Origin of the sequence: Allomuricauda sp. ANG21, assembly GCF_040705235.1 — a bacterium.
Lineage (GTDB): Bacteria > Bacteroidota > Bacteroidia > Flavobacteriales > Flavobacteriaceae > Flagellimonas > Flagellimonas marina.
Window position 1 is genome coordinate 24,284 of sequence record NZ_JBFCVT010000015.1, and the last position, 24,800, is coordinate 49,083.

The following is a 24,800-nucleotide window of genomic DNA, read 5'->3' on the forward strand; positions in this document are numbered from 1 at the left end:
TTACCCAAAAAGGAACTCCTACTTCTAGTAATTAAGGTAATTGCTGATTTGCTATTCCTCTTCATTTTGAAATGTTATTTTACCTTTTCCATTTCAATCAAACTGCTGATTTAGTGCCTTTTTCTAGCTATTTCTGCCTTTTTATGGGTTCCTACTATGACAAGATCCAATGTATCACCTTTTGAGATTATTGAAGGAAAAAAGCAATTGTTGTGGCATTTCATTCTTTCTGTATCAATGGTTCCAGTGACAAAATGATATATTTTCTCACCTAAATTTGATATGCCGGACGGGGAAATAATCATGCCCAGACTATGAAGAACTTCCATTGCGGCAAGATGAGCGCTAAAAGGAAACACATTTTCATGAAACTCTGATGGCAGTTTTATACTTGACCCCTCAATGTATTCTGGGTCATCCAAGAAACCTTCGCTTTCTAGCTTTGCCATTTCCGAAGAATACTGTCCCATACATTCCAAACAGACCCTCCCTGGGCCTATAATATGGGATCTCCAATCGGCACCAATCAATTTGGAATTAGATGAATTGGTTCGGATTTTTATTCCTCCATCAATGACAGGAATCAAATATGCATAGGATAAGAAATTTAGCACCTGTCTCGGCCATGGTCTATCTACACATGAAAAAATCAAGTCACAATCCAAAGCATTTCTGAATCCTATTTCTTCACATATGCTGTATTCAGATTTTTTGATAGTGATTTTGGGAGATGTTGCACTTTTTTTGATTGCCTTTGCAATAGCATCAACCTTTGATTTGCCAACATCTTTTTCGAAAACTCCTGCCGTCCTGTCCAGGTTCTTTTTTTCAATGGTATCAAAATCTATTAACACAAAATAAGAAATTCCCGTTCTTGCAAGTATCTCAGCGACAATGCTTCCAACACTTCCGAGGCCTACGATTCCAATTTTTAGCCTTGATAGATCCTCTTGTGTATCTCTTCCCCAGGCGGAGATTGTCCTTAATTGTTTTTCGGAATCAAAATTTGGTTTAAGAATGTCGTCATTAAAACTTATATTTAAGCCATGTCCGACTACTCTAACCGAACTGCACCATTTTCTCGTATATCTTCTCTTCCTTTTATGGTTCTTAACCCAAAATCTTGCACTCCAAGCACCATCATTCCCAGTGGTCATTCCCAGTAAAGGAAATCCTGTTGCTCCATAAATGGATGGTGCAATCCTTTTTTCAGCAATAATATCCGTTGGACTCATCCCTTGCCATCCAGGGAATGGATGAGAATGAAGGAAGACCAGTCCTTCTTTCTTTTTTGATGCAATTGAAATTGCACGTCTTAAGTAAGATGGATAGAATTCTGCATTACCGTGAACTTTCCTATCTCCTTCATTTGGGTAGATCATCTCTGTCAGAGTGCCAAAAATCCGATTTGTTCCTTTGCTTAAGGAGTATGTTGCAAATATCAAATCTTCTTGGCCATCACTTCTTACCAAGTGATTTAATAGTTCTGTATTCAAAGTTTCTTCCAAAGCAACCGAAAAATCCCTTCTCATATAATCAGTAATAAATTCTTGATATGTGCCAAATATTCTTTTACCGTCTTTTTTGTCCTGTTCCATTGCTGAAATGGCCTGCTCCAATGAACCCAACCCTGACCAAAATTACTATTGTGTACGCCAGCCCTTGGCCCTGATGGGTTTATCCATCCCTCATCTATAGGTCTAAAATGCGGGCCATGAGGAGCATTCAAGGGAAAATCATGTAAATTTTCAAAGCCCATCAACACTCTTTTCCCTTGATTAACACCAATATCCACCAGATATTCGAAATACAGTCCGTTATTGGCAGTTTCGATAGGATGATATCCCATTTCAACTAGCTGATTAAAAAATTCCTGTCTTCCCATGTTACTATGCTACAGGCGTTGAACTTCGGTATACCGAAATAAATTTCAATCCAGGGCATTCCATTTTGATAGGTTTGTTGGGGGAATCCTTGTACTCTATCTGTTGTTGGTCCTGAGTGATTTGAACGACATAGTAGTCCGATACAGGCGTGATACCCCCTCTTTCCAATATTTGATTTGGTGTCAGGTATTCTTCGTCTGTGGTCTCTGGTTCTCCATCAATAGTATAATTGAAGACTTCAGGGGGCTTTATGATAAACCTTTCTATTCCGGGTTTTGTAAAATCAACCTTTTCATTTGAACTGATTTTTTCGAAATCACATCCTTTGAACTTTTGATAAAGGGAATAACAATCAATTGGGGTATACCCTGCTTTTTCTAAAATTTCGGACCCTGAGGCCGAACCTTTGTCAAATAGGTACGATTTGTCTTCTACTCTAACTAGATATTTTTTTCCTTTTGGAGGTTTTTTTCCTATTTTAGTGTATTCCTCCACATTAATGATGTCTTGATTGTCTTTGGATTCGGGCATTTTTTCAGAATTTTTCATAGAATGTAATTTTTAATTTAAAACTTGTCTCTATAATGATTACCTAGAGCGTTTCACTTTCCCCTCAAACTATGTTGAAACGCTCGGTGTAATACTTATAGGTGCCAATCAAATTTTCATGAAACAATGGATAAGACCTATGAAGATCGACTAATAGAGATAGCCTGGAGGGATACGGAGAAAGATTTGCTTCAGGCAGAAAAATCTTTTAATCAATTTATTGCCAAGTATGGAAGTTTTTGCCGAAAACTTGCATTTGCCCGTTCGCGATATGACCCCAACAGGTATGAAGACCTATATAGGTTACTGATTTTAGACATTTGGGAGCACGCCCATCAATATGATGATACCAGATCTCCAGATGATATATCTGATATTCGTATCAAAAAATGGTTGTCCTCACGAATGAAGGCCGTGGAAAGAACATATTGGAAAGAACTGTTCAAGGACAATAATACTTCGAGCTTAGAAGAATTAACTGCTGAAACGTTTGAGCCAGAACAAGAGGACGATGAAATTTTGGGAGATGATGAAATAGATATCAAAAGACTCAAAATAGCAATGGTAAAAGGCAAACTATTAACAGATAGAGAATTGGATATTCTAAGAACATCATACCAATACAAAGGTGAAATCCCTAAAGAAATAAAAGCTTCGATATGCAAGCAGTACTTAATTACCGATAATACAATCCGTGTAATTAAATTTAGGGCTCTAAAGAAAATAAAAGAATTCATTGCCCAAAAGCCTCTTTCAACAAAGTAAATAGAAGTATTATGTCAAGTAAATTCAATAATAAGTTTAGGACTGCATTATTCAAAATTGGCCACATCCTTCCTGAAACCACCCAAGAAATAGAGGAGTTTGATAAAATCATTAGTGATAAAGATTTGCCAAACTTGCCCAATATCTTTGACAACCCATCACAAATCGTCAAACAAGGGAAATCCATACTTAAAAGTAACCCTGAACCATTAGAAATGAACCAAGAAGAAACCAATAAACTTATGGCGCAGGCTGCTAGGGAGGGAAAGAAGGAAGTTTCCCAAGAAATCAAGGATAAAATGGCCAAGGATAGGCGTGATGCAAAGAAAAAAAACTAACCATTTTGATGAAAGGGTAGATAAAGATGGTTTGATAACAGACCTAGCCAGTGGAATTTCTAAGTATTTTATCAAAAGTTACGGAGAAATTGATCCTGAAGTAATCGCTGTTGAAAATGGCATTACATATAGTTATGGTGATTATGGTGATAGTTGCGATGGAATGCTTGAGTTTTTAGATGGGGAGTTTCATATATTCATAAATACAAGGGGAAAGACCATCAGTAATAGAGCAAGGTTTACATTTGCACATGAACTGGGACATTTTTACATACATGAGCATGCCAATGCATTGATTAATGGGAGTGCTCCTGCACATTCCTCTTTCACGGGATTCAAATCTGAGCAAATTATCGAAAGACAAGCTGATCACTTTGCGGCAAATCTCTTGATGCCGGAAGAACTCGTGATTAAGGCATATCGCCGTAATAGGAAATTTGAATTCGAAACAATCGTTACCATCTCTAAGGAATTCCAAGTAAGTCTCACTGCAGCTCTTTACAGAGTTTTTATGTTGGATTTGCACCCAATGATGATTGTTAAATCCAAAAACGGAAAAATCATTGGAAATCCGGCTCGGAGCAATGATTTTTATTATAAACTTAATGATAAAAGAAATTTACCCGAGGATTCACTAGCAATGAGTTTCTTCTCAAAAGGGCTAAAGAGTAAGAATTCAAGGGAACTTTGGGCCATGGACTGGTTTGATACAGATGGTACCAACAAAATATATGAACACTGTATTTATTATGAGAACCAGAACATGGTTATAAGCGTTATTTGGAAGTCTTAATTAATTCCAAAGTGTAATTAACCTGTTCCTAGTAGAAAGATTAACATGGTCTAGCCCCACAAATGGCACGTAGCACTATTTGTTCAGGTGGAGTTTCCCCATGGAAATAAAGAGGTTTCTATAGTATTTCTTTAATTTCTCCCTTTCAGTCATTGGTTTTGGTTTATGGTCAGGACATTCCTTTGCCTTTTTCTGGGATAGAATGGCCTCCAAATCCTCAACGGACAAGCTATCCAGCAGGGCATTTAGCAATTTATCACTGACCAAGCTACCTTCCATGATATATTTACAACCTTTTTCCTTTGCCTTTTCTTTTCGCTCTTTTCTTTCTGTCCTCAAGTTCCAATTTGAACGGAGTCCAAGGAATCTCCTCGATTTGGTCCGACACTACGGTTTGAGCCTTTCCCAGATAATCTTTTGGTTGCCCAAAAGTTTGGACTGGCCCTCCCGGAGCATTTGTTGTTTTTCCTGGAGTACCCGTTGCCCTTCCAGTGATTTCTCCATAAGTTCTTTCAGCTCTTCGTTCTGCAATATTATTTTCGAGAATAATTGAACGATCTCTGTCTTGCCCATAATCAATTCGTTTTATAATGTTGTTCCATGAGTATTTTCTTCCCAAGGTGCTTCCCTTATATATTACGTTCCCATACCTGAATGAAATCCCGGTCACCCTACCTGTGGTCTTGCTGATATTGAACTTTGGAAAGATGTTCCTTTGTTTCAATCCATCAATGAATATGGCCACATCCTTGGATTCACTCATTACATTCTCAAGATGTTGTTGGAGTATCAGTTTTATGGGTGGTTTCGATGTCCTTATCGCCTTTTCCACCTCTTTTTGGGTCAAGGAAGCTTTGCTTTTGAGTTCCCTATCCAGTAGTTGTGTCAGATTGTATTTCCTTTCCAGTTCCCTTACAAGTTGCTTGCTACGGAAAAGGTCCCTGCTGTCATCCACCACTTCCCCTGACAATTTTACCCTATTGGCCACGATATGGATATGGTGGTGTTCCTGATCGGTATGCCTATAAATGATATACTGGTTGTCATCAAAGCCCATTTCCTTCAGATAATCAAATCCAAGTGAGGCAAACTCACTATCATTCAAATTATCGGTATGGGGAAGGTTCAGGGAAACATGACAGACCACTTTGGTCAATCTTGGACGTAACTGTCTGATAAGGTTGAATTCCTTGGTCTTATCGATTGTACTTCCATGGGAAATATTGGCATCAATCACACTTCCCTGCCCCTGCTCCACCTTCTTTTCATTATAGGCCAATACACCATAGAAATCCTTCCCCTTTATGATCTTTGCTATCATTTGCCCAGAATGTTTGATTTTATGGCATCCTGTACACCTTTCAGTTCCATCAACTCCTTCTGGAGTCCTTGGGCATCGTACATTCCCAAATGGGTTTTCTTGACAAGTTGGTTGATGTTGTTCCCGATTCGGCTCAGTTCAACAAAAAGCTTTCTGTTCTCCGGCAATACCTTAACCCTTGGCAGCGACTTGCCCGTGGACTTCCTTCGTACATAATCTGGGATTCCGATTCCCAAGGTGCCCGCATTGTTCGATAATATCAGATATTCGTCCACCGACATCCTGACATTTACCTGAATGGGTCTGATAGATCTTATGTCCTTTTTTGGTCTTGCCATATCTTAGGGGTTTGGGGAGGATCCCCAACAAGCTTGCGAACACAGTGAGCAGTTTTTGTTAGCAAAAACATAGCTTGCTTCGTGACCTCCGATCAATTACATAGCAAACATATTGACTGCAGATTACTCGCAAAGGCTTTACCGTACATGGCATTTTGTACAATAAATAGAGGGCTTATATATTTATTAGACGAACCATACCCCTTTGGATTGACATGTATCATGAGCTCATACTATGGGCTGTATAAAGGATATTTAGCTTTTTAAAAAAGACGTTTTAAATTTAAAATTCAGATTATTGTTTTTATGAATTACCATGTTCACCGTAATTGGAAATTAGAAGAGGGTACTAGTTTTTTTTACATATTTGTAATATTCTGTTTTCAGAAACAAGTAATCATGATTGAAATATTTTTTTATGGGAAAACCTTTTGGAGGTGAATTGAGTTTACTGGAAAAAACTGTCGATTGGACCAACAAACTGGATTTAGATCATCTTAAAACCTATCTGGGGAAACTTTCATCTCCAATTTATGTCGTAGGCTCGGGTGGATCATTGAGTGCATGCCATTATGCCGTTTCTCTTTTCAATGACCATGGGAAATTTGCACGGGCGGTCACCCCCTTGGAATTGTTCTTTTCCGAAAAGACCATCCGAAATTCTTCCATTCTCTTTATCACTGCCAGTGGTAAAAATTATGACATTAAGTTTTCCTTTAAAAGAGCCCTTGAATATGAACCAAAAGCTATTGGAGCAATAACTATGAAGGAGAACAATCCCTTGTCCTTACTTACTCAAAAACACGGTATTGCCGAAACATTTGACTTTACCATTCCATCTGGTAAAGATGGATTTCTCGCGACAAACTCCTTAATTGCTTTTTTTTCCATCTTGAACAAAACCTTGGGGGTTCCAAGCTTTAAGATCCAGAATACCACGAAAGATTTGACCGTTAGAATTTCCAGATTTTTGGATGAAATTGCCAACGATTGTACTCTAGTGATATTACACGGGGGTTGGAACAAAGCGGTCGCTGTAGATATTGAATCCAAGTGTACAGAAGCCGGTTTGACGACGACCTTGATTGCGGACTACAGAAATTTTGGTCATGGTAGGCACCATTGGTTTGATAAAAATCCCAACTCGGCCATTATCGCACTTGCAAACAAAATAGAAATAAATCTATGTCATAAAACCTTGAAAACGCTTCCCAATAGTATCCCTAAGCTAGTTTTAGAATCAGCATCGGAAAACTCGGATAGTGCACTTTACATCTTAATCCAATCTTTTGAATTTATCAAAGAACTGGGACTAAAAGTAGGTATAGACCCTGGCAGACCAGGGGTGCCCAGTTATGGGAGAAAATTATACCATTTGCCTTACTCAAATCTTATAAAACCTTCAAAAAAAACCGCCCTTACCAAACGGGCTGAGCTTTCCATAAAAAGAAAACTGAACATAGATGACCTCCAATCCATCGATAAAAAAGAGTTGGAAATTTGGAGAAAGTCCTATTCAAAGTTCATGGGCAATCTTTTGCGGACCTCCTTCGGAATGGTACTTTTTGATTATGATGGTACCATTTGCTCTTCCAAGGAAAGGTTTACAGGCCCATCGAATGAAATGGCAGAAAAACTTCTTTCAATCTTAGAAAACGGCTTTATGTTCGGGGTAGTTACCGGTAGGGGCAAATCGATCAGAAATGACTTGCAGAAAATCATCCCCAAAAAATATTGGGAACAGGTATTGGTTGGGTATTACAACGGCTCCGAATTTGGCGCTCTTTCTGATGATTCCTTACCGGATAAAGGCCAGGAACTCCATCCATCCCTCCAACCGATCATCCCCCTATTATCAGAAATTGAAACCCTGTATGGTATTAAGGTTACCAAACGACCCAATCAATTGACCATAGAAATAGATGATAACAAAAGATGGGGCTTTATCCGAAATCTGGTCATCCAGACCATAAAGACCTGTGGCTTGAATGAAATACAGATTCTTGAATCCAGTCATTCCATGGACATTATCCCAAATTCGATATCCAAAGTAGATATGGTTCCCTCGGCCAAAGAAAAATTGAAGGAAAGGAACCTACCCGAACAAATTTTGTACATTGGCGATAAGGGCCAATGGTCTGGAAATGATTTCATGCTACTGGACAATGAATTTGGATTAAGTGTGGATGAAGTATCCTCAAAATTGGATGCCTGTTGGAACATTGCCTCACTTTCCAACAGGAACTCTTCTGCAACCTTGGAGTATCTTGATTGCTTAGTCTTTTCTGGAAATGGAATCGGTTTTAAAATATCTAAATGAGAAGAGCTCTTGCGGAAAAACTGCTAATTGAAATTATGGGATGGTCTACTGAGGAAGTCAGTTTAGAAAGACCTCTGCTTCAGGCACTCTCCAATTTTAAATACAATGAGTACCAACAGTTCTCCATTGGGACCCTTTTTATTGAAAGCCTGGTCAAATGGCTCAATAAGTTTGAGGATAGCAAAGAACGCAAAATCGCCTATGAGTTTATCAAAAATCAATTGATTTTCTTTTCCAATAACCAGATCCTTCATTTGGTAAACACCGCCTTTAATACGGTCATACAACCAATTCTTATTGAGAAGGCTGCTACCATTTTGGACATCAGCAAATATCAGGTATCCACCATCATCAATAGCTCTGGGTTCAAAAGTGTTTCAAGGAGGGCATTGTACATCGGATTAAGTGATGGTGCCCGCATCGACCAACTCCGTAGAAGTAGCCATTTGAACAATGAGCAAGTTATCCCAACCTATGAAGTGGGGCCCGATAAGGTCACAGACATGCTCAACGAATTGGCAGATTCCGGAGAAACTGAAAAATTCGACACTATTTTTTTAGTTGATGATTTTACCGCCAGCGGAACCAGTTACTTCCGTCAAGAAGGGGACAAATTAAAGGGTAAGATTTTTAAGACTATAGATCGTTTTTTTGATAAGGAAAAGTCGCTTTTTGGATTGGTCGATTCCAACAAGCAAATCGATATCCACCTGATATTCTATATGGCCACAGAAGAGGCCATCACAAAAATTTCGGGAATCCAAGATCTTCTTAAGAAAAATCCTGAGTACAAAAACCTTAATTTCAAAATCCATGTGCTTCAAGAAATTGGTGTTTCACTAAAGGACCAAATCCTGGAAAACCAAAAGGATTTCATTGAATTGTCAAAAAAATATATTGACAAATCCATTATTGACCGACATTGGGAAAAGGCAAAACACGAGAAGTATTATTTGGGGTACAACGAATGTGGGCTGCCCATTGTGTTGGCTCACAACACTCCAAATAATTCCCTTCCCCTTTTATGGTGGACCTCGAAGGATAATACGTTTGCGGGTTTATTTCCAAGAATTACCAGACACAGTTAAGATGAGTGATGCCTTCCGAAATCCATTCAAACTAAGAAATTCCGAAAAAATCGACTCGGAGATAGGTTTCCTTCGTCTATTCAGTCCGTTGGCATTGGAGGCCTTGGTCCAAAAGCACAGGTCAGGAACCTTGTGGGAAAATGTACTGTTGATCCATAGTTCCCCAGGAGGCGGTAAAACTTCATTATTGCGTGCATTTGAACCCGGTTCCCTTACCACATTATGGAATAGCAAATCTGCCTCCGATTATCGCGATTTGTTCAATACCCTAAAGGGAATTGACGCCATCAGCAAATCGGAAGTAAAACTCTTGGGCGTTTCGTTGCCATGTACCAGAAATTATCAAATACTTGAAGAGCTCAATATTTCCGAAGCGCAAAAAAAACGCCTGTTCTTCTCCCTTCTGAATTCCAGGGTCATTCTTTCAACCTTACGGGCCGCGTGTAGATTGAAAAACCGTAAATTCCCTGAAGGTCTTGAGGATATCGAGTTTCGATACGACAACAGCGACAACTATTTTAAATCCCTTGAGGTCCCTTGTAATGGGAAACAATTGTTTGACTGGGCATCGAACATAGAAAAGGACATTTACAAAACCATTGACAGTTTCATTCCTGAGACAGAAATCTCCGTGGAAGGCCATGACGAGCTCATTTCCCTATTGGTACTCAACCCCCAAAACCTATATTTCCGCGGAAAGCCATTGTGTTCAAGGATTCTGTTTATGTTCGATGATGCACACAAGTTATCGGACTCTCAAAGGTTATTGTTCAAACAATATATTTTTGAAAAAAGGAGTGGGGCAAATATTTGGATTTCCGAAAGGTTGGAGGCCCTCGCTCCCGATGAGCAACTCAAATCGTTCGAAGGAAGGGATTTTGAGGAATTGAACCTGGAGAATTATTGGAATAAAAACCAAAAGAAATTGAAAGAGGTCCTTCGAAATATTTCCGATAAACGGGCAGCCTTGTCTTCCGAGGAAGTCACTTCCTTTCAGGAATATTTGATCGCAAACCTTTCAGAAACCGATGCCAATGAGAAATTGTCCCTGGCCGTCAAAGAAACCACGGACAAAATCCATGAATTATCCAAAGTTACCAATAAGTTTGACGAGTGGATCGGTGCCCTTGATGACCTTGAAAATGAAACTCTCCTGAACAGGGCCATTAGATTGAAGGAAATCGAAATATTGATTCACCGAAATCTGGGAAAAAATCAATTGAGTTTTGATTTTCCGATGCCTATCGAGGAATTGGACAAAAAGACAGGTAGCGAAGTAACTAAGGCTGCAGCTCTATTCCTTTCCTCTGTTCATGACATGCCTTATTATTTCGGGTTTGAGGATTTGGTCAAATTATCGTCGTTCAACATCGAACAGTTCCTTTCCTTCAGTTCCGAAATGTTCGAGGCCATGATCTCCAATAAAATCAAAGGGGATCAAATTATTCTATCCGACAGGGAACAACATGATATTATCGTAAAGGTTGCCAAGCATAATTGGAAAAAACTGAGAACTGAAATTCCCTTTGGACAAAGCATCCGTCGGTTCTTGACAGGTCTGGGAGAATTTTCCAAAACTCAGACCTTTAAACCAAATGCCCCTTATGCCCCAGGGGTCAATGGTTTTGCCATAACACCTTCTGTCCAGGACAAATTGTATCCAGAAGAACAATGGATCAACAACTCGATATATCAACCTTTGGTCAATGTTGTTTCCACTTGTGTAGCCTATAATCTTTTGGAAAGACACACTCTCCTCCAGGGCAAAAAAGGCCAAAGTCACACAGTTTATTACATGAATCGGTGGCTGTGTGTGTTTTTTGGATTGCCCTTATCCTATGGAGGGTGGAGGCACCAGACTCCAGACCAACTAATTAAATGGATTAAAAAATGAACGAGTTAAGATGGAGCCCCAATGTATTGATCAAGGACGATGCAGTTGACTCCTTTTGGAAGGAACACTTTCGGGAAGAAGGTCGAAGGTTATTGTTTGTTCTTGGAAAAGGTTTTGATGTTCGAATGAACTTTGCCTTATCCAGATTATTGGATTCATGTCCTGGCATCAACTTGGAATGCCTCCTGATCGAGTTTGACGAAGGGGCAGGCTCATCTTCTCTAAACTACAATTCTTTCGTCACGGACAACATAACGGAGTATGAAAAGATCATGCAGGGCAGGACCACCCATCTCAAAAAAATTAAAATGAAGAACAAATCCGGCAAAAGGGGCCGGATAGTTGGGGATAGAAATGCTGCCGATCTAATAAAGAGCCATTCCGAAATAGAGGATTTTACGGATATAATCGTGGACATCAGTTCCTTGCCAAGAGGACTATATTTTTCACTGATTGGCAAAATCCTAAAACTTGTTGACCAAAAACAAGAAGACCAACAAAATTTGTTTTTGACCGTTGCTGAAAACGTCAAGATCGATTCACTTATACAAGAGAACGAAATTGAAGAAGACCTCACCTATCTTCATGGCTTTGGAGGACAAATCGAACTTGAAGCTGAAAAGGAACAGCCATTGATCTGGTTTCCCATTTTGGGAGAGGAAAAAATTGCGCATATCAGCAAAGGCGCGGATAAGATTATGGAGGATAAGGCACGTTTGTATGAAATCTGTCCCGTGTTGCCCTTTCCTTCCAAGGATCCCCGTCGTTCAGATGCCCTTTTAATAGAATATCATAAATTATTGTTTGATTCCTTGGACATCGAGCCCCAGAACATAATGTACACTACGGAGCGCGACCCTTTTCAGACATATATCCAGTTAAGCGATGCCATAGCCAATTATAGGGAGTCCTTAAATGTACTGAATGGTTGTAAAATTGCGTTGTCCACTTTTTCGAGCAAATTGATTTCCATTGGAACCCTGTTAGTGGCTTATGAAAAGTCCGAATTCGTTGGGATTTTGAACGTGAATTCAGGAGGCTACGATATTCTGGACGAATCCAAAATAAAAAACTTGAAACAAGAAAGCGAACTTTTTGTAACTTGGCTCACTGGAAGTCCATACCATCAACAATCACCAAAAAACTCAAATTAGGCGCTTTGAACAGTATCATAGGAACAGGTTTTCTCGCATTGGATATTATTGTCAACGGTAGTACCAAAACCCCACCAAAACTACAAGCTGGCGGATCATTTGGGAACGTACTGACCATCCTTTCCTACCTGGATTTCCAAACCTATCCCATATCAAGGTTGGCCGATAATAAATTCACGGATCTACTCCTTGATGACATTACCCATTGGAACGTCAACACCAGCTTGATCTTTAAGGATGAAAAGGCCAGCACCCCAGTAATCATCCATCGCATCCTCAAAAACTCCCATGGAGAACCTGTACATCGATTCGAATTTAGAAATCCCACCACCGGTAAACGGCTTCCCAGCTATCGCCCTTTCCGATCAGATAAAGTGAGTGTCATTGAAAATTTGATCCCAAAGTCCGATGTCTATTATTTTGACAGGGCCAACAGAGGTTCCATTGAATTAGCCAAAATAGCAAAGGACCGTGGAGCTTTTGTTTTCTTTGAACCTTCAGGTTATGGCGACCCTAAACACTTTATGGAAAGTATCGAGATTGCCGATATTATAAAATTTTCCAATCAACGGCTGTCCAACTATCGTAAACTCTATCCCAGTTCCAATGCTCTTTTGGAAATTGAGACCAAAGGATCTCAAGGCCTTAGTTACAGGCTGAACTCAGATTCTTGGGTAGATTTGAATCCAAAGACCATCCATGATGTTGTGGATACCGCAGGTGCGGGAGATTGGTGTTCTGCCGGTATCATCAAAATAATTTCATCCAACGGCCCATTACAAGATCAGACCCAAGGACAGATCGAAGATGCCCTCCAGATGGGACAGGCCTTCGGTGCCGTAAACTGTTTGTTTGATGGAGCAAGGGGAGCCATGTACCAATTGGCCCCCAAGGAATTTTTGGCTCTGGCCCAACAAATTCTGGACAATGATGTCAATATTGGAGATAATATTGGAAAAAAAACCACACCAAGCACCTACACCCACAGCTACCTTAAAGAATTATTTGAATTGGAACTTTAAATTCAGACATATACCTTTTCACTCCTGTTTATTTATTTTGGTTTAACAAGGACTCACTTTCTCAACCTTATAAACCCTAAAATAAATACTGTCAACAAAGTTTTATTTCATTGGATTTGTTCTTGAGCGTAAATTCAGCATTAGGTTCTTTAAAATACCTATCAAATTCATTTACCAAATATTCCAATGCAACTCTATATCTAGCCTTTCCATGTGCATTGTCCTCATAATACGTGCATGGGTCTTTGGGGTGCACTTCAGTAGGAGTCTTAAACGCTTTGATATTGCGGTTCATATACTCAAACCGTAGTGAAGCCCTTCTATGAATATTCCCAAGGGTAAGTTCACTTGGATATTCAGGTACGTCATAGTAGAGTTCTTCTAATATGACAATGAATGCCCTTCTACGGGAGAGTTTGGGTTTTATTGAAGCCTTTTCCAAGTCATCTCGTAGGTCTTGGACAATTCTTTCGGCCATCCTGATCTGGGATTGGGTGTATTGCTTGCCCCCTATCAAAGAGGTCTCCTCTTCTCCCAATTTTTGGAGATGTCTGAGCAATGCATCTGAACCCGTCATAAATTTGGCCCTTCCTTGCCTTTTTGTCTTGATATTTCCTTTTGGATGGCTCTTTCCAATATCTTGGACAATTCCTTTATCCTTACTGAAAGCTTCATCATGTGTTCTTGAACATAAGAACCAATGAGCAAAAATTCCGCCATATTGGTTTTTTGAGGCACTAACATTCCCTTGGACATCATTTGCAAAAACTGTTTTTCTTGGGAATCTATCTTTCCATTCTGTTTGTCCAATTGCTCCCCCAATTTTTGAAGGCAACTCTTTTTATCCAAAATCTTATCCCATTTGATATGGCCAAACACCTTTTGGCCCAAATAGGCCATCGCATAACGTCCGTATTCCCATTTTCGAAAAGAAGTGGTAGGATCCAGTAATTCCATTTCCACAAAATCCAACAACCTTTCATTGGAAAGAATTTCCTGAATGTTGTATTCCATTTGCAGGAGATTTTGGATCTCAGCCTCGGCTCCTTGGTTCAAATTGTTCAACAAGTGTCCGGCAAATGTTTTGGACATTTGAAACAATGGGAGTTTTTCCTCTATGAGGGTATTTAAAAAACGGCGACGTTTTTCCTCTGTCAATTCGTCATAGTGGAGGCCATAAGCGAATAAGATGACCACAAGTGAGTTCAGCTGCTCTTTGGATAGAACTGTTTTTAATGTGTTGGAGTCTTTGCCCTCCAGCTCATTTAACGTGTCCCGAAAAGACTTTTCGCCAATAGGTTTATCAAAATTCAATATGTCGTAAATAATTTCTGCCATATGAATACTTTAGTGCGGTTCCATGCATAAAACTGTCGTCTTCAAACCAAATCCAAACCCACAATTATTCCTTCCGGATTTGGAATTTTCTAATTGGATGGCAGATTTATCTTAATCCTCTACGGAAAGGCAAATATGTTTCCATCAAATCGACCAACCCCTTGTTTCGTTCAAACTGTTCTCAAAATACATAATACTTGGCCCAAAAATCAGTGTTGGATATTATTTTTTCAAACAAAGACAATTGATTTAGCGGTAAAAGACCCATATTGACCTTTTTGTCGTCAAGAATTCACAGCATGGTCATTGATCGCTTTTTGGGCAGAGGGGATGCCCTAGAGAAAAAAGAAAGGTCGCAAAGGGTAGCGGCCTTTACATGGAAGTTCATATTAGCCTGAAATAAATAAACACCCTCATGATCTGCATGGTCAGTTCAAAAATGGCAAATACTGGAAGTACAAACCAGATGCCTGGGATAAGCCCGATAAGGATCATCACCAATAAGAATGGCAACCTCAACAATCTTTTGATGCGCAGGATTCCCAAATAAGTGTATAGAACCACCCAAAGAAAACCCACCAAGGGAAGATGATTGTAAAGTTCCGAAAATGTCATAATCCTTGATTTTAAGTTCGATTTCTGTTATGTGAAAAAATCGGCTCGCAAAAACCCAATAAATGACCGATAGGACAACTTCGATACCGAGTCTTTTTCCGTTCATTTTTTCACCAGTTCCTGTAGGCTTACCACATGGAGTTTGCAAGGAAAAAAAGTTTCTGCTTTGTAAGCGATACGGATAAAGCCGATGTAGCACCCATCCCCATATTCCAGTACCTTTATCCCTTTATATTTAATGTCATGAGGGCCCTCCAAGACCTTACCCCTGCGCTGTACAAGATGGTAAAGTGCCTGTAGTTTTGTTCCCTGTACCCTGCTCCAGTTTCCCAACAGGGCGACATCATGGATCGCCCAATAATTGGATGCCTTTATGAACACTTTTTTATTGTCCTCCATAGTTCCCTAGACTTTTATGGGGTTGACCATTCCGCTTTTGAGGTTCACAAATCCCCCGTGGACGGATAATTGTCTATGCGACAACAACCTGAACAGGCAGTCCGATGCGTGAGCCACCAAGACATCGTTGATATAAAGGGATTGTTCCATCAACCGATCGGCATAAGCACATCCCCTTCCCTGTTGGGATTCAGTATCATGGTCTTCCAAATTCGGGAAAAGGTCGGTTATCTTCTTCAGTCTGCTTATGCACTCCAAAGAACCATCGTCCAATTTTCTATCTTCCTCGAACAGGCTACCAAGAACGAACTGTCCCGTGTCCCTGCTATTGCCTATGTCGAGCCAGTAGAACATTGTCCTATGTTCAGAACCCCTATGTGGATGCTGCAAGGCCAAAGAAAGTGCCTTCCTATATTTGGCATTGTCCACACAGGTCACGATGATGTTCGACCTGATGTCATCGCCAAAGGCCATGGCATTCATCGGTATTCCTTCCCATTGCAGCCCAAAGGCACGGTTGATCTTGGTCAGGGCATTGACCACCTTGTTCTGTCCAAGGTCATGTGGGGTAAACAATTGCCTACCGATGTTCATGGGTTCGACAACATCCCCGTCAAATGCCCTGACGTGCAGTCCGGGATGTCCCGTTTGGCGAAGGGCATGATCCATCCTTGCCAACCTTGCGAGCATAAGGGAGCCATTACCACCTACTCCTATCAATGAGATCGTGATCGGGTGTGTGGGGTCAAAGAAATAATTGGGGGCAATATGTATCCTATCTTTCATAGAGTTGTTTTATGGTCATGTTGTTCGCAATAAGTAGGGTATCGTCGAAACGCTGCTTTCCATGGAGACGTTTCATCGTTTGCACAAGGTTTCCCTTGATCAGGTCGTTATGGTGGGTTTCCGTGAACACCGAGGAAAAGAACTGTTTTTCCATAAATCCCATGATGTCCTCATAATGCTCGAATCCGTCATAGTCCATGGAAACATTGCCCATGCAGACCCTGCCCCGTGCATTGACGTTGGGCAAGGGGGCATGGTACAGTACAGTATCCCCGTCAAGGACATCGCTCCGTTTTAGGGCGAATACATTCAGAGTGTTCCCTTTCAACGAAAAGACCAGTTTGGGGAGGGGGTACTGCCCTATTGGGATGCCCATCCTTTCATCAAAATAAAGGGTGCGCCGTTTTGGGTGGACAATCCATACCAAATGCAAATCGCCCTTAAAACCGAAGTGGACAAGGTTTTTGGGCAACAATCCCTTAAAGGAGAATTTTATCAGTTCCCCTTCCAAGCACCTGAACAGGTTACGTGCGGTGTCCTTGGTCAAGGGCATCCCCGCTGTAAGACATTCTCCGACTATCCTATGGTAGGCAAAATAATGCTCCGTATTGTAATAACTTGGTGTACTTGCATAGCCTATCAATGCAAATTTTGGCACCAAATGATCGTCCATGTCCAATTCCATGATCTTTTCCATATCAAATCTGTTCTATCAGTTCGTTAAATTCACAAATAAAGTTTTCCACTTCCTTTAGTTTTTCCTCCAGTCCTTCCTCAAAGACCTCCATCCCATTATTGCTCACGGTCGCATGGGCATAGGTGGAGAGCAGGTCGTACTCGTTGGAGCAATCATTTAGCATGTTGATGTACGATCGGGTAAATTCGCTCTCGTCATCATCGGTTATCAAGAACGTATGGTAAAAATCGAACATGCTCTCATATCCATCACGGACGGATACCCGTTGTACCACCTGAAAATCCAACTTTTCCGAAGCCAAAAGGAGTTCTTTTAGCTTCCTATATACATCCTTTTGGGGGCGGTAGCCTTCCAATCGGGATTTCCAGTCCATAATTTGAAAGTCGTTGTATTTCCTTTCGTAGCGACTCAGGAAATCAACTGAACCTTTCAATCTCTCCCCATAATCCTCATTGGGGGCTTCCCTACAATATGCCATTTCCTCGATCAAAAAAGTCCATATCCAATCGATCCTGTCCTCACACGTATCGAAGATCGAATCAAAGGGAAGTCCCTTGATAAAGGATAGGAGTATATCGAACAATTTTCTGTTCTTGCACTTCATCCCGTACAATGGCTTTAGGTTGATACAGTAGATATTGCCCTTGTCCCCGATGTACCGTTTCAGGTCAAGTTCCAACTCCCCATCGCAATTGCGATATACATCGATAAGATCGACCCTTGCCCTGTCCCTGAGCCTGTTCGCACATCTGAGAATAAGGTCTTGCAGACTGTCCCTTTCATCGAACCTCCAAGAATCGATGCTCCCCGTGAACTTTCGGGTAACCTCCACCATCAGCCCTGCCAATTGGCGAAGTCTGTCCCCTGAATACTTTTCCGATATATCGTTCATGGCAATGGGCCATACATTCACGTCAGGAAGCAGTCCGTTCTTTTTGACAATGCCTTCATCCGCCTTGTCCCTGTACGGTGGCTGTCCTGTTGGAACGCCCTGAACAGGTCGTTGTGGAACTCCGTGAGTTCCCGTGAGGTGATGGTCTTTGATGGTGTTGTACATTTTCCCTTGTTTAAAAATTCATCCACGTTCATATCATCAACCTTTGGTTCCCGCCAATGATTGGAAGTGCACCTCATGGAACCCATCAATAATGCCCTTGTCCATGACATTGGCATTGGTCAGTTCGGGATATAGTGCGGAATAATGCTCCATGATCCGTTCATGTCCCATTTCGGGGTCGATGTCCTCCAGTTCGATCTTTTCCCTGTTACCGTTCAGGAAAAGGTACTTTCTCGTTATGTTAGCGATCTGCATCTTGGAAAAGGTTTGGTGATTCATATTGGGACATCTGCTCCAAGACCTTTTTGGCCTCTTTGTGATCGGGGTCAATGGCCAAGATTTCCTTGGCGGCTTTGATCGCCCTCTCATGGTCTTTCATCGGGTTGAAATCCTTTTCCTTGATAAGGTTCTGCAAAGCAGTGGTCTTCTTGCCCACGGATTCCTTTTGTTTCTTGGCCTTCGCCGTCCTGCCCTCTGAAACCTTTAGTGATGCTTCATAGGCCTCCACGCTGTCGAACATGGTCTTTGTACGCTCCAACGGGCTTTGGATAGCCTCGAAGAACTTGCTGTCCATTTCCTCAACGTTTGCCCGTAGGCTCAATGGTCTTAGCGATTTCAGTCCCTTGTCATTGGCATGGCTTTTGGGCAGTACGGACACCAACACCTCTCCATCGGTATAGGTGATGCTCAGCCCCAACTGTCGTATCCCCGTTTTTTCAAGGGATGAAAAAAATTGGTTCATAAACAATGTATTTATCTGTTTTACAATTGATTAACTATTGTAAATATACGATCGGCGGGCGGTCAAGGCAGGGTAATCCGAGGAAATATCCACCCTTTTCTTCTTCCTCCCTCTCCACAAAAAAAGCACCCGTCAGGGTGCCATGTCCCATGACAGCATCCATGGGTCGATAGGGGTGGTAGTCCCATTTTATGGGTAGGGAAAAGAATGATTCGAGTGGCGGGAAGATAAAAGCAAGTGGGCGTTTTTTCGCCCGCTTGCTTTTATGCGCGGTTCCGAGGGGGTTGAACGCCCGGACCGAAGGGAAGGGTCTTCAACTTCCGCAGGAACAGGGGTGACAGCATAAAAAATACCTCATTATGATAATCCTGCCCATTCTGTTCTTATTTTTTGGGAGGGGAAAATTCCATTTTCATTTTCCAATCCAAGGCATTCATCTTTTCCAAAAAACCTTGGATTCCTTGTATCAGATCTGTGTACGTCGGGGAATCCCCATAAATCATCTGTTCCTGCATTGTCCTATAATCGGCCTGCCAAGCTTCTTCGAGATCCGATGGCGGGATGGGTCGTATAGTCTGGGGTTGGTGCAGGTTATAATCCACTCCGCCAAGTCTTGTGAGCACATATCTGTGGCTGACAATGGTTTCATATAATCCTTTGTCATGGATGGCATTGGTCGCAAATTCCGTTTTTGCTAATTGATAGATATCATAAAGGTGGCGGCTAAGCCTATCCACCCTTATCTTTTCCTTGGGACGTTGGAATTCCTCGTGCAATAGGAACAGTTTTTCCAAAAAAGTCCTTTCGGGCGTTACGGATGGGACCATCACCGTAGGCTCCATGAATTCGGCATCGGGATATTGTTCATCCACGAAGGAACTTATCGGTTTTGGGCTAAAAGGTTCCCTTAGGGAACGGCAACCGATCTCGACCTGGACCCTTGGCTGTATGTATCCGGGCGATTTGGTGATATGGGGATAGTAGATTTCTATGATACGTGGATCTTGGTCGCTTGATTCGGCGGGAACGATATTGAAACCGACATCATTGAATCCGTTCTCCTTGAACCGTTCTTGTAGTTCTGGGTAGAATTCCCCTGAAATGTAGGAACTTGTTTCTTTCCTGAGTTTCGTGAGCTGTTTTTTTGATAGTTCCCCGGAATACCCAAAAAAACTACGGTCAACGGCGAGGTCAATATCCTCGCTGAACCGTTCTATCAGTTTCCATGCCTTGCTCAAGGATGTCCCGCCCTTGAACACCAAATGTTCACCTATTCCCATTTCAAAGATCGTCCTCAATGTATGGACGACCCACCAGTCCTTTTCAACTGCAAAATCGGGCACTCCCGTTCTGTTCCCTACATTTTGATAGATGGCCAGTTTATCCTCTTTGGGGATGTTGTAAAATGTGGTTTTATCCATTGTCCAAGCTCTTTTCCATAATTTTCTGTATCCATACCGGTGCCAGTTCTATATCATGGAGCAGGTCCTTTTGGTCTTCTTTTTTCAGAAGGGCCATGATTTTTGCTTCCTCCTCTTCCGTTAATCTGTCCTTTCCAATCTCACGGAGGGCCTGTATCACCAATCTGCTTATCCCGCCCTTGGCCGATAGATTCTTGGGGGTGGTCTTCTTCAGTTTTATGCTTCGTTTGCCCAGTTTTATTTCCCTGGGGGCTCCATCGGTAAGAAAGACAAGTTTCATGGGTACTTGTGTACTGAGCCCCAACGCACTTAGGGCATATGCCCCGGTGGGCACCAACCTTATCTTGTCCCTTTTGGCTATGGCCATTGCGATTTCCTCCGCCGTTGGCAATACCTCCCCTGCATATTTGCTTATTTTGGGACGCGCATAGATTCCCTGGGCCACCCTTTGTACATAACCTTCCTTTTCCAATCTATGGAGGGCCAAACGCACCGCTTCGGATGAACCCAGCCCCCGAAAGTCGTCAGGGAACAATAGCTCTCCCCGTTTCTTCCTGGAAATACTTTTCTTTATTTTGGACTCGATACTCTCCACAGGCTTATTTTGTAACAAATTTAGCAAATATTTGTTACAATAACTTTTCCATGAAAGCTTTTTTATCATTTGGTATTGTACCCGAGGGTATAAAATTGGAACCATGGCCTTGGCAACGGTTCATAATGATCGGCCCGTCCCTACATCCAAGGACTCCGTATTGGAGATCACAGCCCTTTCCGGTTCTTTTTCCTTATCCGTAATATCCACATCGAACTTTTTGTCCAGTTCCTCATTGATCTGTTCCATTCTCGTTTCCATCTCCTTGAGCTCGTCCAATTTATCAAAATCAAGGTCCAAGATCTTTTGGTTGGCGGTAATGTGGTGTCCATGGTCAAGGGCCAGTTCCTTTTGGTCCTTGATCGACCGGGGAATCTTGGAAAGGGCATTGTACATATAATCGGCAACACTCTTGGGGTTCTCAACGATCCGTCTGGCCCCATGTCCATAGGTCGCATTGTCCGTCCGGACAAATAGGGAATGGGTCTCCATATCCTCTATCCTGATGCAGAGGCTTGCCCCATCCATCTTTAGGACCTGGTGTTCCGAAACCATGCCCTTGCGCTTTTCAAAAAGATCGATAATGGCCTGTCCAATATCCGTATCCTGGGCGTTGGACGGAAGCCCCATAGCATTTCTGATAATACCGTAATAGGTTTCCTTACTTTCCATCAATTGCCATATCGGCAGGTCATTTTCGAGCTTTTCAATGTTCTTCGATACTTTTTCCCTCTCCCGGGAATGGAACCGGATGTTGTTCTCCGCTTCAAGCCTGTTACGCTTGAAGATGGATCGTTCCAGTTGCAGCTCTTCCAGCCTCTTGCCCAGTTGTTCCTTTTCCAGAAAGAGCGGGTCGTTCTTGGCCACGGCCAACAGGGTCTTGTAATCGATGGAGCCGTTGTCATCGACCGGGCCCATGTCCAGTCTGTTGAACTGGATGGTGCCATTGGTGATCTGCTCGATAAAGTTCTTTTTGGTATTGACATTGTTGAGCATCAGGGCATCGGTGGAGTTCTCGACGATATAAAAGGAGATGATGACCTTATTGTCCCAATATTTTTTGGCCATTTCATTCCCTTTCCTTGCGCCCCTTCCGTTACGCTGGTCCACGTCCGTGGGTCGGTGGGGAATATCGACATGGTGGATCCTGACCATCCTACGTTGGATATTGGTCCCGGTTCCCAATTTTTCCGTGGAGCCAATGATGATACGGTACTTGCCGGAGTTCAGGTCATCAAAGCATTGGAGCCTTTTTCCATCGGTCTTGAAATCGTGGATGAACACCACCTCTTCGGACGGGACATCGTATTCCTCGGTCAAGATCCGCTTGATCTCCGAATAAACGTTAAAGGTGTCCTTTGGGGTGCCCAGATCGGAAAAAATTGCTTGGGTCCCCTTAAAATCGTTGCTCTCGGTATAGGTCCGATAGACCTCACGGGCAATAATGCGCAGTTTGGCCTCCCCGGGATCCTCCAGGTCGGGGTTGAGCAACCTGGGGTCGATGGAGGCATGCCGCATATGGTGCAACGCGATCAAGGACAGCGCCCCCTTTTGGTCCTCGGTATAGGTCTTGTTGCCATACAGATAATCGCTGTTCCCTGTCCCAAGAAAAGTTTTTATTTGTTCAAAATAGGCCAACTGGCCCTCCGTGGGCCTGATGGTATGGACATCCATCACCGCTTTGGGCCGATCGATATGGTGGGTCCGTGCATTGACGATGATGGATATTTCATTGTACAGGGTGGACAGCAATTTCATTTTCTTGAAGGAGCGGAACCGCTCACGGACCCTATAGTCCCCTGAGACCGTGGGCTCGAACTCATAGGATTTATTGGCGAAAACCTGGGCCCATTGATCAAAGGAGGCTATGTTCATTTCCTTGAGCCTATCGGGAATGAGGTATTTGAACAAGACGTACACTTCAGTTATGGAATTGGAGATGGGCGTACCCGATAGAAAAGTCGCCTGAAAGTCCTTGCCCTTGGATCTTTGGAGGGTCCTGATCGCCGTGTACAGGTTTTTGCTCCTTTCAGATCCGGTATTGGTGTTCAAGCCTGCCACCCTGGAATGCCTGGTGGTGTACATCAGGTTCTTGAACTTATGGGATTCGTCGACCATGATATGCTCAAATCCCAATTGGTCAAAGGTCAATATCCTGTCCTTTCCTTTTTCGATCTGGTGATAAATATTCTGGAGCTGTGCCTCCAGGTTTTCCTTTCGGATCTCCAGCCCCTTCAGCACCCTTTTATTGATATCGTACTTGTTCTCATAGATCACTCCCAGGTCCTTTTCCAGATTGTCCAGTTCCTCTTGGATGATTTCCTTGATGATCTCGGGGGACTGGGGTATGAACTTGAAGGTATCGTGGCTCATCAATACCACATCGGGCCGTTGGGAGACGACCTTGGCAAAAAAGGCGTTCCTTTTTTGAAGTCCCGCCACCTCCCGGTCATTGGCCACCAGCAGTTTCATTTGGGGAAAAGCATTACGGAACTCCTTTTCCAACTGCACCACGGTCGATCTCAGACCGATGATCACCGTCCTTTTGGACAGGCCAAGTTCACGGAGTTTTTCGGTGGAAAGTGCCATATCCAGAGTCTTTCCGAAACCGACCTCCTTATTGACCAACAGTCCTTGGTTGATGATGATCCCGGCCACAGTGTCCTTTTGGCTTTGGTAGGGTTCAAAATGCCTTAATCCTTGGAATTCCAGATAGCTTCCATCGTACTTGGGCATGATCTTGGCATCGTAGATGGAGTAAAATTGGAACTCCAACGACTTTTTGAGTTCACTGTTCCCGATTACATATTCGTTGAATTCCCTGTATAGGATCTCGAACTTTATGTTCACCTCCTGCATCTTGGTCTTATCGGTCCGTTTAAAATCCCCGGACCCTTTTGATATATAGGGTATAGTGGAGTTCAAGGCACCTTCTAGGATATCCTTGAAACCATAGTATCGGTGTTCGGAACTGACGTAAAACTTTTTGACGCTCGCATAGTCGTATTTTTCGATCTTGACCATGTATTTTGACGTGGTCTCATTGTAACTTATGTGTGCCAATGTCCCATAGGTGTCAAAAATAAAGGATTGGGTCACCTCAATGGGAAACCAGGGCTCATGGATCTTGACATCGAGATCCTCGAACGGGGTGATCGGCGGGTTGACCTTTTCCAGTTCCAAAATGGACCGGGAGAGGATGTCCCTGTCCACAAAGGAACGGAACTCCCCAAAGTCGTGGTTCCGGTACCATTGTATCTTTTTATGGATCACACCGGACAAAAACAGGTATTTTGGAACAAGCCTGCACCCATCTTCGGTCGGGTCGATGAACAATAGACCCTTGGAAAGGGATTCCCCGATCACGGATTCATTCGGCTTGTCCGTAAGCCTGGCAATGGCATCGATATCGATCCGATTGTACCGGTTCAGGGAAAAATAGATGGCATCCTGTAGGGACAACCGTTCAGGGCTTTCTTTCACTTGTGGGGCCCAAGGGCTAAGCAGAAATTGTCCCTTGGTGGATAGGGCGGTTACGGTACACCACTCACAGCGGATTCAAGTGAGCAGGGCAAACGAAGTGTTTAAAATCGATTCATCCGTGGATTAAAATTAGCTATTATTTCTCAGTTTTTTTCTCATTGACTCCCCTTTGATGTCTATTCTATGGGCGGTGTGCACC

General features: G+C 42.4%; 26 protein-coding genes. 8 read left to right on the top strand and 18 right to left on the bottom strand.

Going from position 1 to position 24,800, the window contains the following annotated elements; all coding sequences use genetic code 11:
• Nucleotides 1-110: 110 nt before the first annotated feature.
• From AB1A65_RS16010 to AB1A65_RS16020, 3 genes are read right to left on the bottom strand one after another with little or no spacing between them, the layout of a single operon-like run.
• Entirely contained in the window at nt 111-1,598 is a 1,488-nt protein-coding gene (locus AB1A65_RS16010; RefSeq protein ID WP_366590940.1) for a ThiF family adenylyltransferase, read from the bottom strand.
• Entirely contained in the window at nt 1,529-1,885 is a 357-nt protein-coding gene (locus AB1A65_RS16015; protein ID WP_366590941.1) for a hypothetical protein, read from the bottom strand. The genes AB1A65_RS16010 and AB1A65_RS16015 overlap by 70 nt, the downstream gene beginning before the upstream one ends.
• Nucleotides 1,886-1,889: 4 nt before the next feature.
• Nucleotides 1,890-2,435: a multiubiquitin domain-containing protein gene (locus AB1A65_RS16020; protein ID WP_366590942.1), complete on the bottom strand. Its 546-nt coding sequence runs from the start codon at nt 2,433-2,435 to the stop codon at nt 1,890-1,892.
• 126 nt (nt 2,436-2,561) lie between these two features.
• On the opposite strand from AB1A65_RS16020, the gene AB1A65_RS16025 reads away from it, so the two are divergent.
• Genes AB1A65_RS16025 through AB1A65_RS16035 form a run of 3 tightly spaced genes read left to right on the top strand, consistent with a single transcriptional unit; the run spans nt 2,562 to nt 4,331 of the window.
• Nucleotides 2,562-3,200 carry a hypothetical protein gene (locus AB1A65_RS16025; RefSeq protein ID WP_366590943.1) on the top strand — a complete coding sequence of 213 codons (639 nt, stop codon included), beginning with the start codon at nt 2,562-2,564 and terminating at the stop codon, nt 3,198-3,200.
• Between the two features lie 11 nt (nt 3,201-3,211).
• A complete protein-coding gene (locus tag AB1A65_RS16030; RefSeq protein WP_366590944.1) occupies nt 3,212-3,538 on the top strand; it encodes a hypothetical protein in 327 nt (108 codons plus the stop codon).
• Nucleotides 3,519-4,331 carry an ImmA/IrrE family metallo-endopeptidase gene (locus tag AB1A65_RS16035; RefSeq protein WP_366590945.1) on the top strand — a complete coding sequence of 271 codons (813 nt, stop codon included), beginning with the start codon at nt 3,519-3,521 and terminating at the stop codon, nt 4,329-4,331. The genes AB1A65_RS16030 and AB1A65_RS16035 overlap by 20 nt, the downstream gene beginning before the upstream one ends.
• A 75-nt stretch (nt 4,332-4,406) precedes the next feature.
• Here the strand turns inward: AB1A65_RS16035 and AB1A65_RS16040 are convergent, their stop codons facing one another.
• Genes AB1A65_RS16040 through mobC form a run of 3 tightly spaced genes read right to left on the bottom strand, consistent with a single transcriptional unit; the run spans nt 4,407 to nt 5,990 of the window.
• Nucleotides 4,407-4,610: a hypothetical protein gene (locus tag AB1A65_RS16040; protein ID WP_366590946.1), complete on the bottom strand. Its 204-nt coding sequence runs from the start codon at nt 4,608-4,610 to the stop codon at nt 4,407-4,409.
• A gap of 7 nt (nt 4,611-4,617) precedes the next feature.
• Complete coding sequence (locus tag AB1A65_RS16045) at nt 4,618-5,652, bottom strand: relaxase/mobilization nuclease domain-containing protein (RefSeq protein ID WP_366590947.1); 1,035 nt, start codon at nt 5,650-5,652, stop codon at nt 4,618-4,620.
• A complete protein-coding gene (gene mobC / locus AB1A65_RS16050) occupies nt 5,649-5,990 on the bottom strand; it encodes a plasmid mobilization relaxosome protein MobC (protein ID WP_366590948.1) in 342 nt (113 codons plus the stop codon). The genes AB1A65_RS16045 and mobC overlap by 4 nt, the downstream gene beginning before the upstream one ends.
• Nucleotides 5,991-6,408: 418 nt before the next feature.
• Between mobC and AB1A65_RS16055 the strand changes: the two genes are divergently transcribed.
• From AB1A65_RS16055 to AB1A65_RS16075, 5 genes are read left to right on the top strand one after another with little or no spacing between them, the layout of a single operon-like run.
• A complete protein-coding gene (locus AB1A65_RS16055) occupies nt 6,409-8,310 on the top strand; it encodes a hypothetical protein (RefSeq protein WP_366590949.1) in 1,902 nt (633 codons plus the stop codon).
• Nucleotides 8,307-9,398, top strand: a complete 1,092-nt coding sequence (locus AB1A65_RS16060; RefSeq protein WP_366590950.1) for a hypothetical protein — start codon at nt 8,307-8,309, stop codon at nt 9,396-9,398. Before AB1A65_RS16055 ends, AB1A65_RS16060 begins: the two co-directional genes overlap by 4 nt.
• Before the next feature lies 1 nt (nt 9,399).
• A complete protein-coding gene (locus tag AB1A65_RS16065; protein WP_366590951.1) occupies nt 9,400-11,292 on the top strand; it encodes a hypothetical protein in 1,893 nt (630 codons plus the stop codon).
• Complete coding sequence (locus AB1A65_RS16070; protein WP_366590952.1) at nt 11,289-12,446, top strand: hypothetical protein; 1,158 nt, start codon at nt 11,289-11,291, stop codon at nt 12,444-12,446. The genes AB1A65_RS16065 and AB1A65_RS16070 overlap by 4 nt, the downstream gene beginning before the upstream one ends.
• Before the next feature lie 5 nt (nt 12,447-12,451).
• On the top strand, nt 12,452-13,468 hold the full coding sequence (locus AB1A65_RS16075) for a PfkB family carbohydrate kinase (RefSeq protein ID WP_366590953.1): 1,017 nt from the start codon (nt 12,452-12,454) through the stop codon (nt 13,466-13,468).
• Between the two features lie 91 nt (nt 13,469-13,559).
• Here the strand turns inward: AB1A65_RS16075 and AB1A65_RS16080 are convergent, their stop codons facing one another.
• The 12 genes from AB1A65_RS16080 to AB1A65_RS16135 all read right to left on the bottom strand — a co-directional run bounded on the left by AB1A65_RS16080 (nt 13,560) and on the right by AB1A65_RS16135 (nt 24,601).
• Nucleotides 13,560-14,045 carry a hypothetical protein gene (locus tag AB1A65_RS16080; RefSeq protein ID WP_366590954.1) on the bottom strand — a complete coding sequence of 162 codons (486 nt, stop codon included), beginning with the start codon at nt 14,043-14,045 and terminating at the stop codon, nt 13,560-13,562.
• Nucleotides 14,042-14,806: a hypothetical protein gene (locus tag AB1A65_RS16085; RefSeq protein ID WP_366590955.1), complete on the bottom strand. Its 765-nt coding sequence runs from the start codon at nt 14,804-14,806 to the stop codon at nt 14,042-14,044. Before AB1A65_RS16085 ends, AB1A65_RS16080 begins: the two co-directional genes overlap by 4 nt.
• A 433-nt stretch (nt 14,807-15,239) precedes the next feature.
• Complete coding sequence (locus tag AB1A65_RS16090) at nt 15,240-15,527, bottom strand: hypothetical protein (protein WP_366590956.1); 288 nt, start codon at nt 15,525-15,527, stop codon at nt 15,240-15,242.
• The gene (locus tag AB1A65_RS16095) at nt 15,524-15,820 is read right to left on the bottom strand and encodes a hypothetical protein (RefSeq protein ID WP_366590957.1); all 297 of its coding nucleotides are present in this window, start codon (nt 15,818-15,820) and stop codon (nt 15,524-15,526) included. The genes AB1A65_RS16090 and AB1A65_RS16095 overlap by 4 nt, the downstream gene beginning before the upstream one ends.
• A gap of 6 nt (nt 15,821-15,826) precedes the next feature.
• A complete protein-coding gene (locus tag AB1A65_RS16100) occupies nt 15,827-16,606 on the bottom strand; it encodes a PRTRC system ThiF family protein (protein WP_366590958.1) in 780 nt (259 codons plus the stop codon).
• Nucleotides 16,596-17,303 (bottom strand): hypothetical protein, encoded by a 708-nt coding sequence (locus tag AB1A65_RS16105; RefSeq protein WP_366590959.1) that lies wholly within the window; start codon nt 17,301-17,303, stop codon nt 16,596-16,598. Before AB1A65_RS16105 ends, AB1A65_RS16100 begins: the two co-directional genes overlap by 11 nt.
• A 1-nt stretch (nt 17,304) precedes the next feature.
• Nucleotides 17,305-18,360, bottom strand: coding sequence for a hypothetical protein (locus AB1A65_RS16110; protein ID WP_366590960.1), 1,056 nt, complete (start codon nt 18,358-18,360; stop codon nt 17,305-17,307).
• A gap of 36 nt (nt 18,361-18,396) precedes the next feature.
• On the bottom strand, nt 18,397-18,615 hold the full coding sequence (locus tag AB1A65_RS16115) for a PRTRC system protein C (protein ID WP_366590961.1): 219 nt from the start codon (nt 18,613-18,615) through the stop codon (nt 18,397-18,399).
• On the bottom strand, nt 18,602-19,102 hold the full coding sequence (locus AB1A65_RS16120) for a PRTRC system protein E (RefSeq protein WP_366590962.1): 501 nt from the start codon (nt 19,100-19,102) through the stop codon (nt 18,602-18,604). Before AB1A65_RS16120 ends, AB1A65_RS16115 begins: the two co-directional genes overlap by 14 nt.
• A 383-nt stretch (nt 19,103-19,485) precedes the next feature.
• Nucleotides 19,486-20,523, bottom strand: coding sequence for a nucleotidyl transferase AbiEii/AbiGii toxin family protein (locus AB1A65_RS16125; protein ID WP_366590963.1), 1,038 nt, complete (start codon nt 20,521-20,523; stop codon nt 19,486-19,488).
• Nucleotides 20,516-21,136, bottom strand: a complete 621-nt coding sequence (locus AB1A65_RS16130; protein WP_366590964.1) for a DUF6088 family protein — start codon at nt 21,134-21,136, stop codon at nt 20,516-20,518. The genes AB1A65_RS16125 and AB1A65_RS16130 overlap by 8 nt, the downstream gene beginning before the upstream one ends.
• Before the next feature lie 102 nt (nt 21,137-21,238).
• Nucleotides 21,239-24,601: an SNF2-related protein gene (locus tag AB1A65_RS16135; protein ID WP_366590965.1), complete on the bottom strand. Its 3,363-nt coding sequence runs from the start codon at nt 24,599-24,601 to the stop codon at nt 21,239-21,241.
• Nucleotides 24,602-24,800 lie beyond the last annotated feature (199 nt).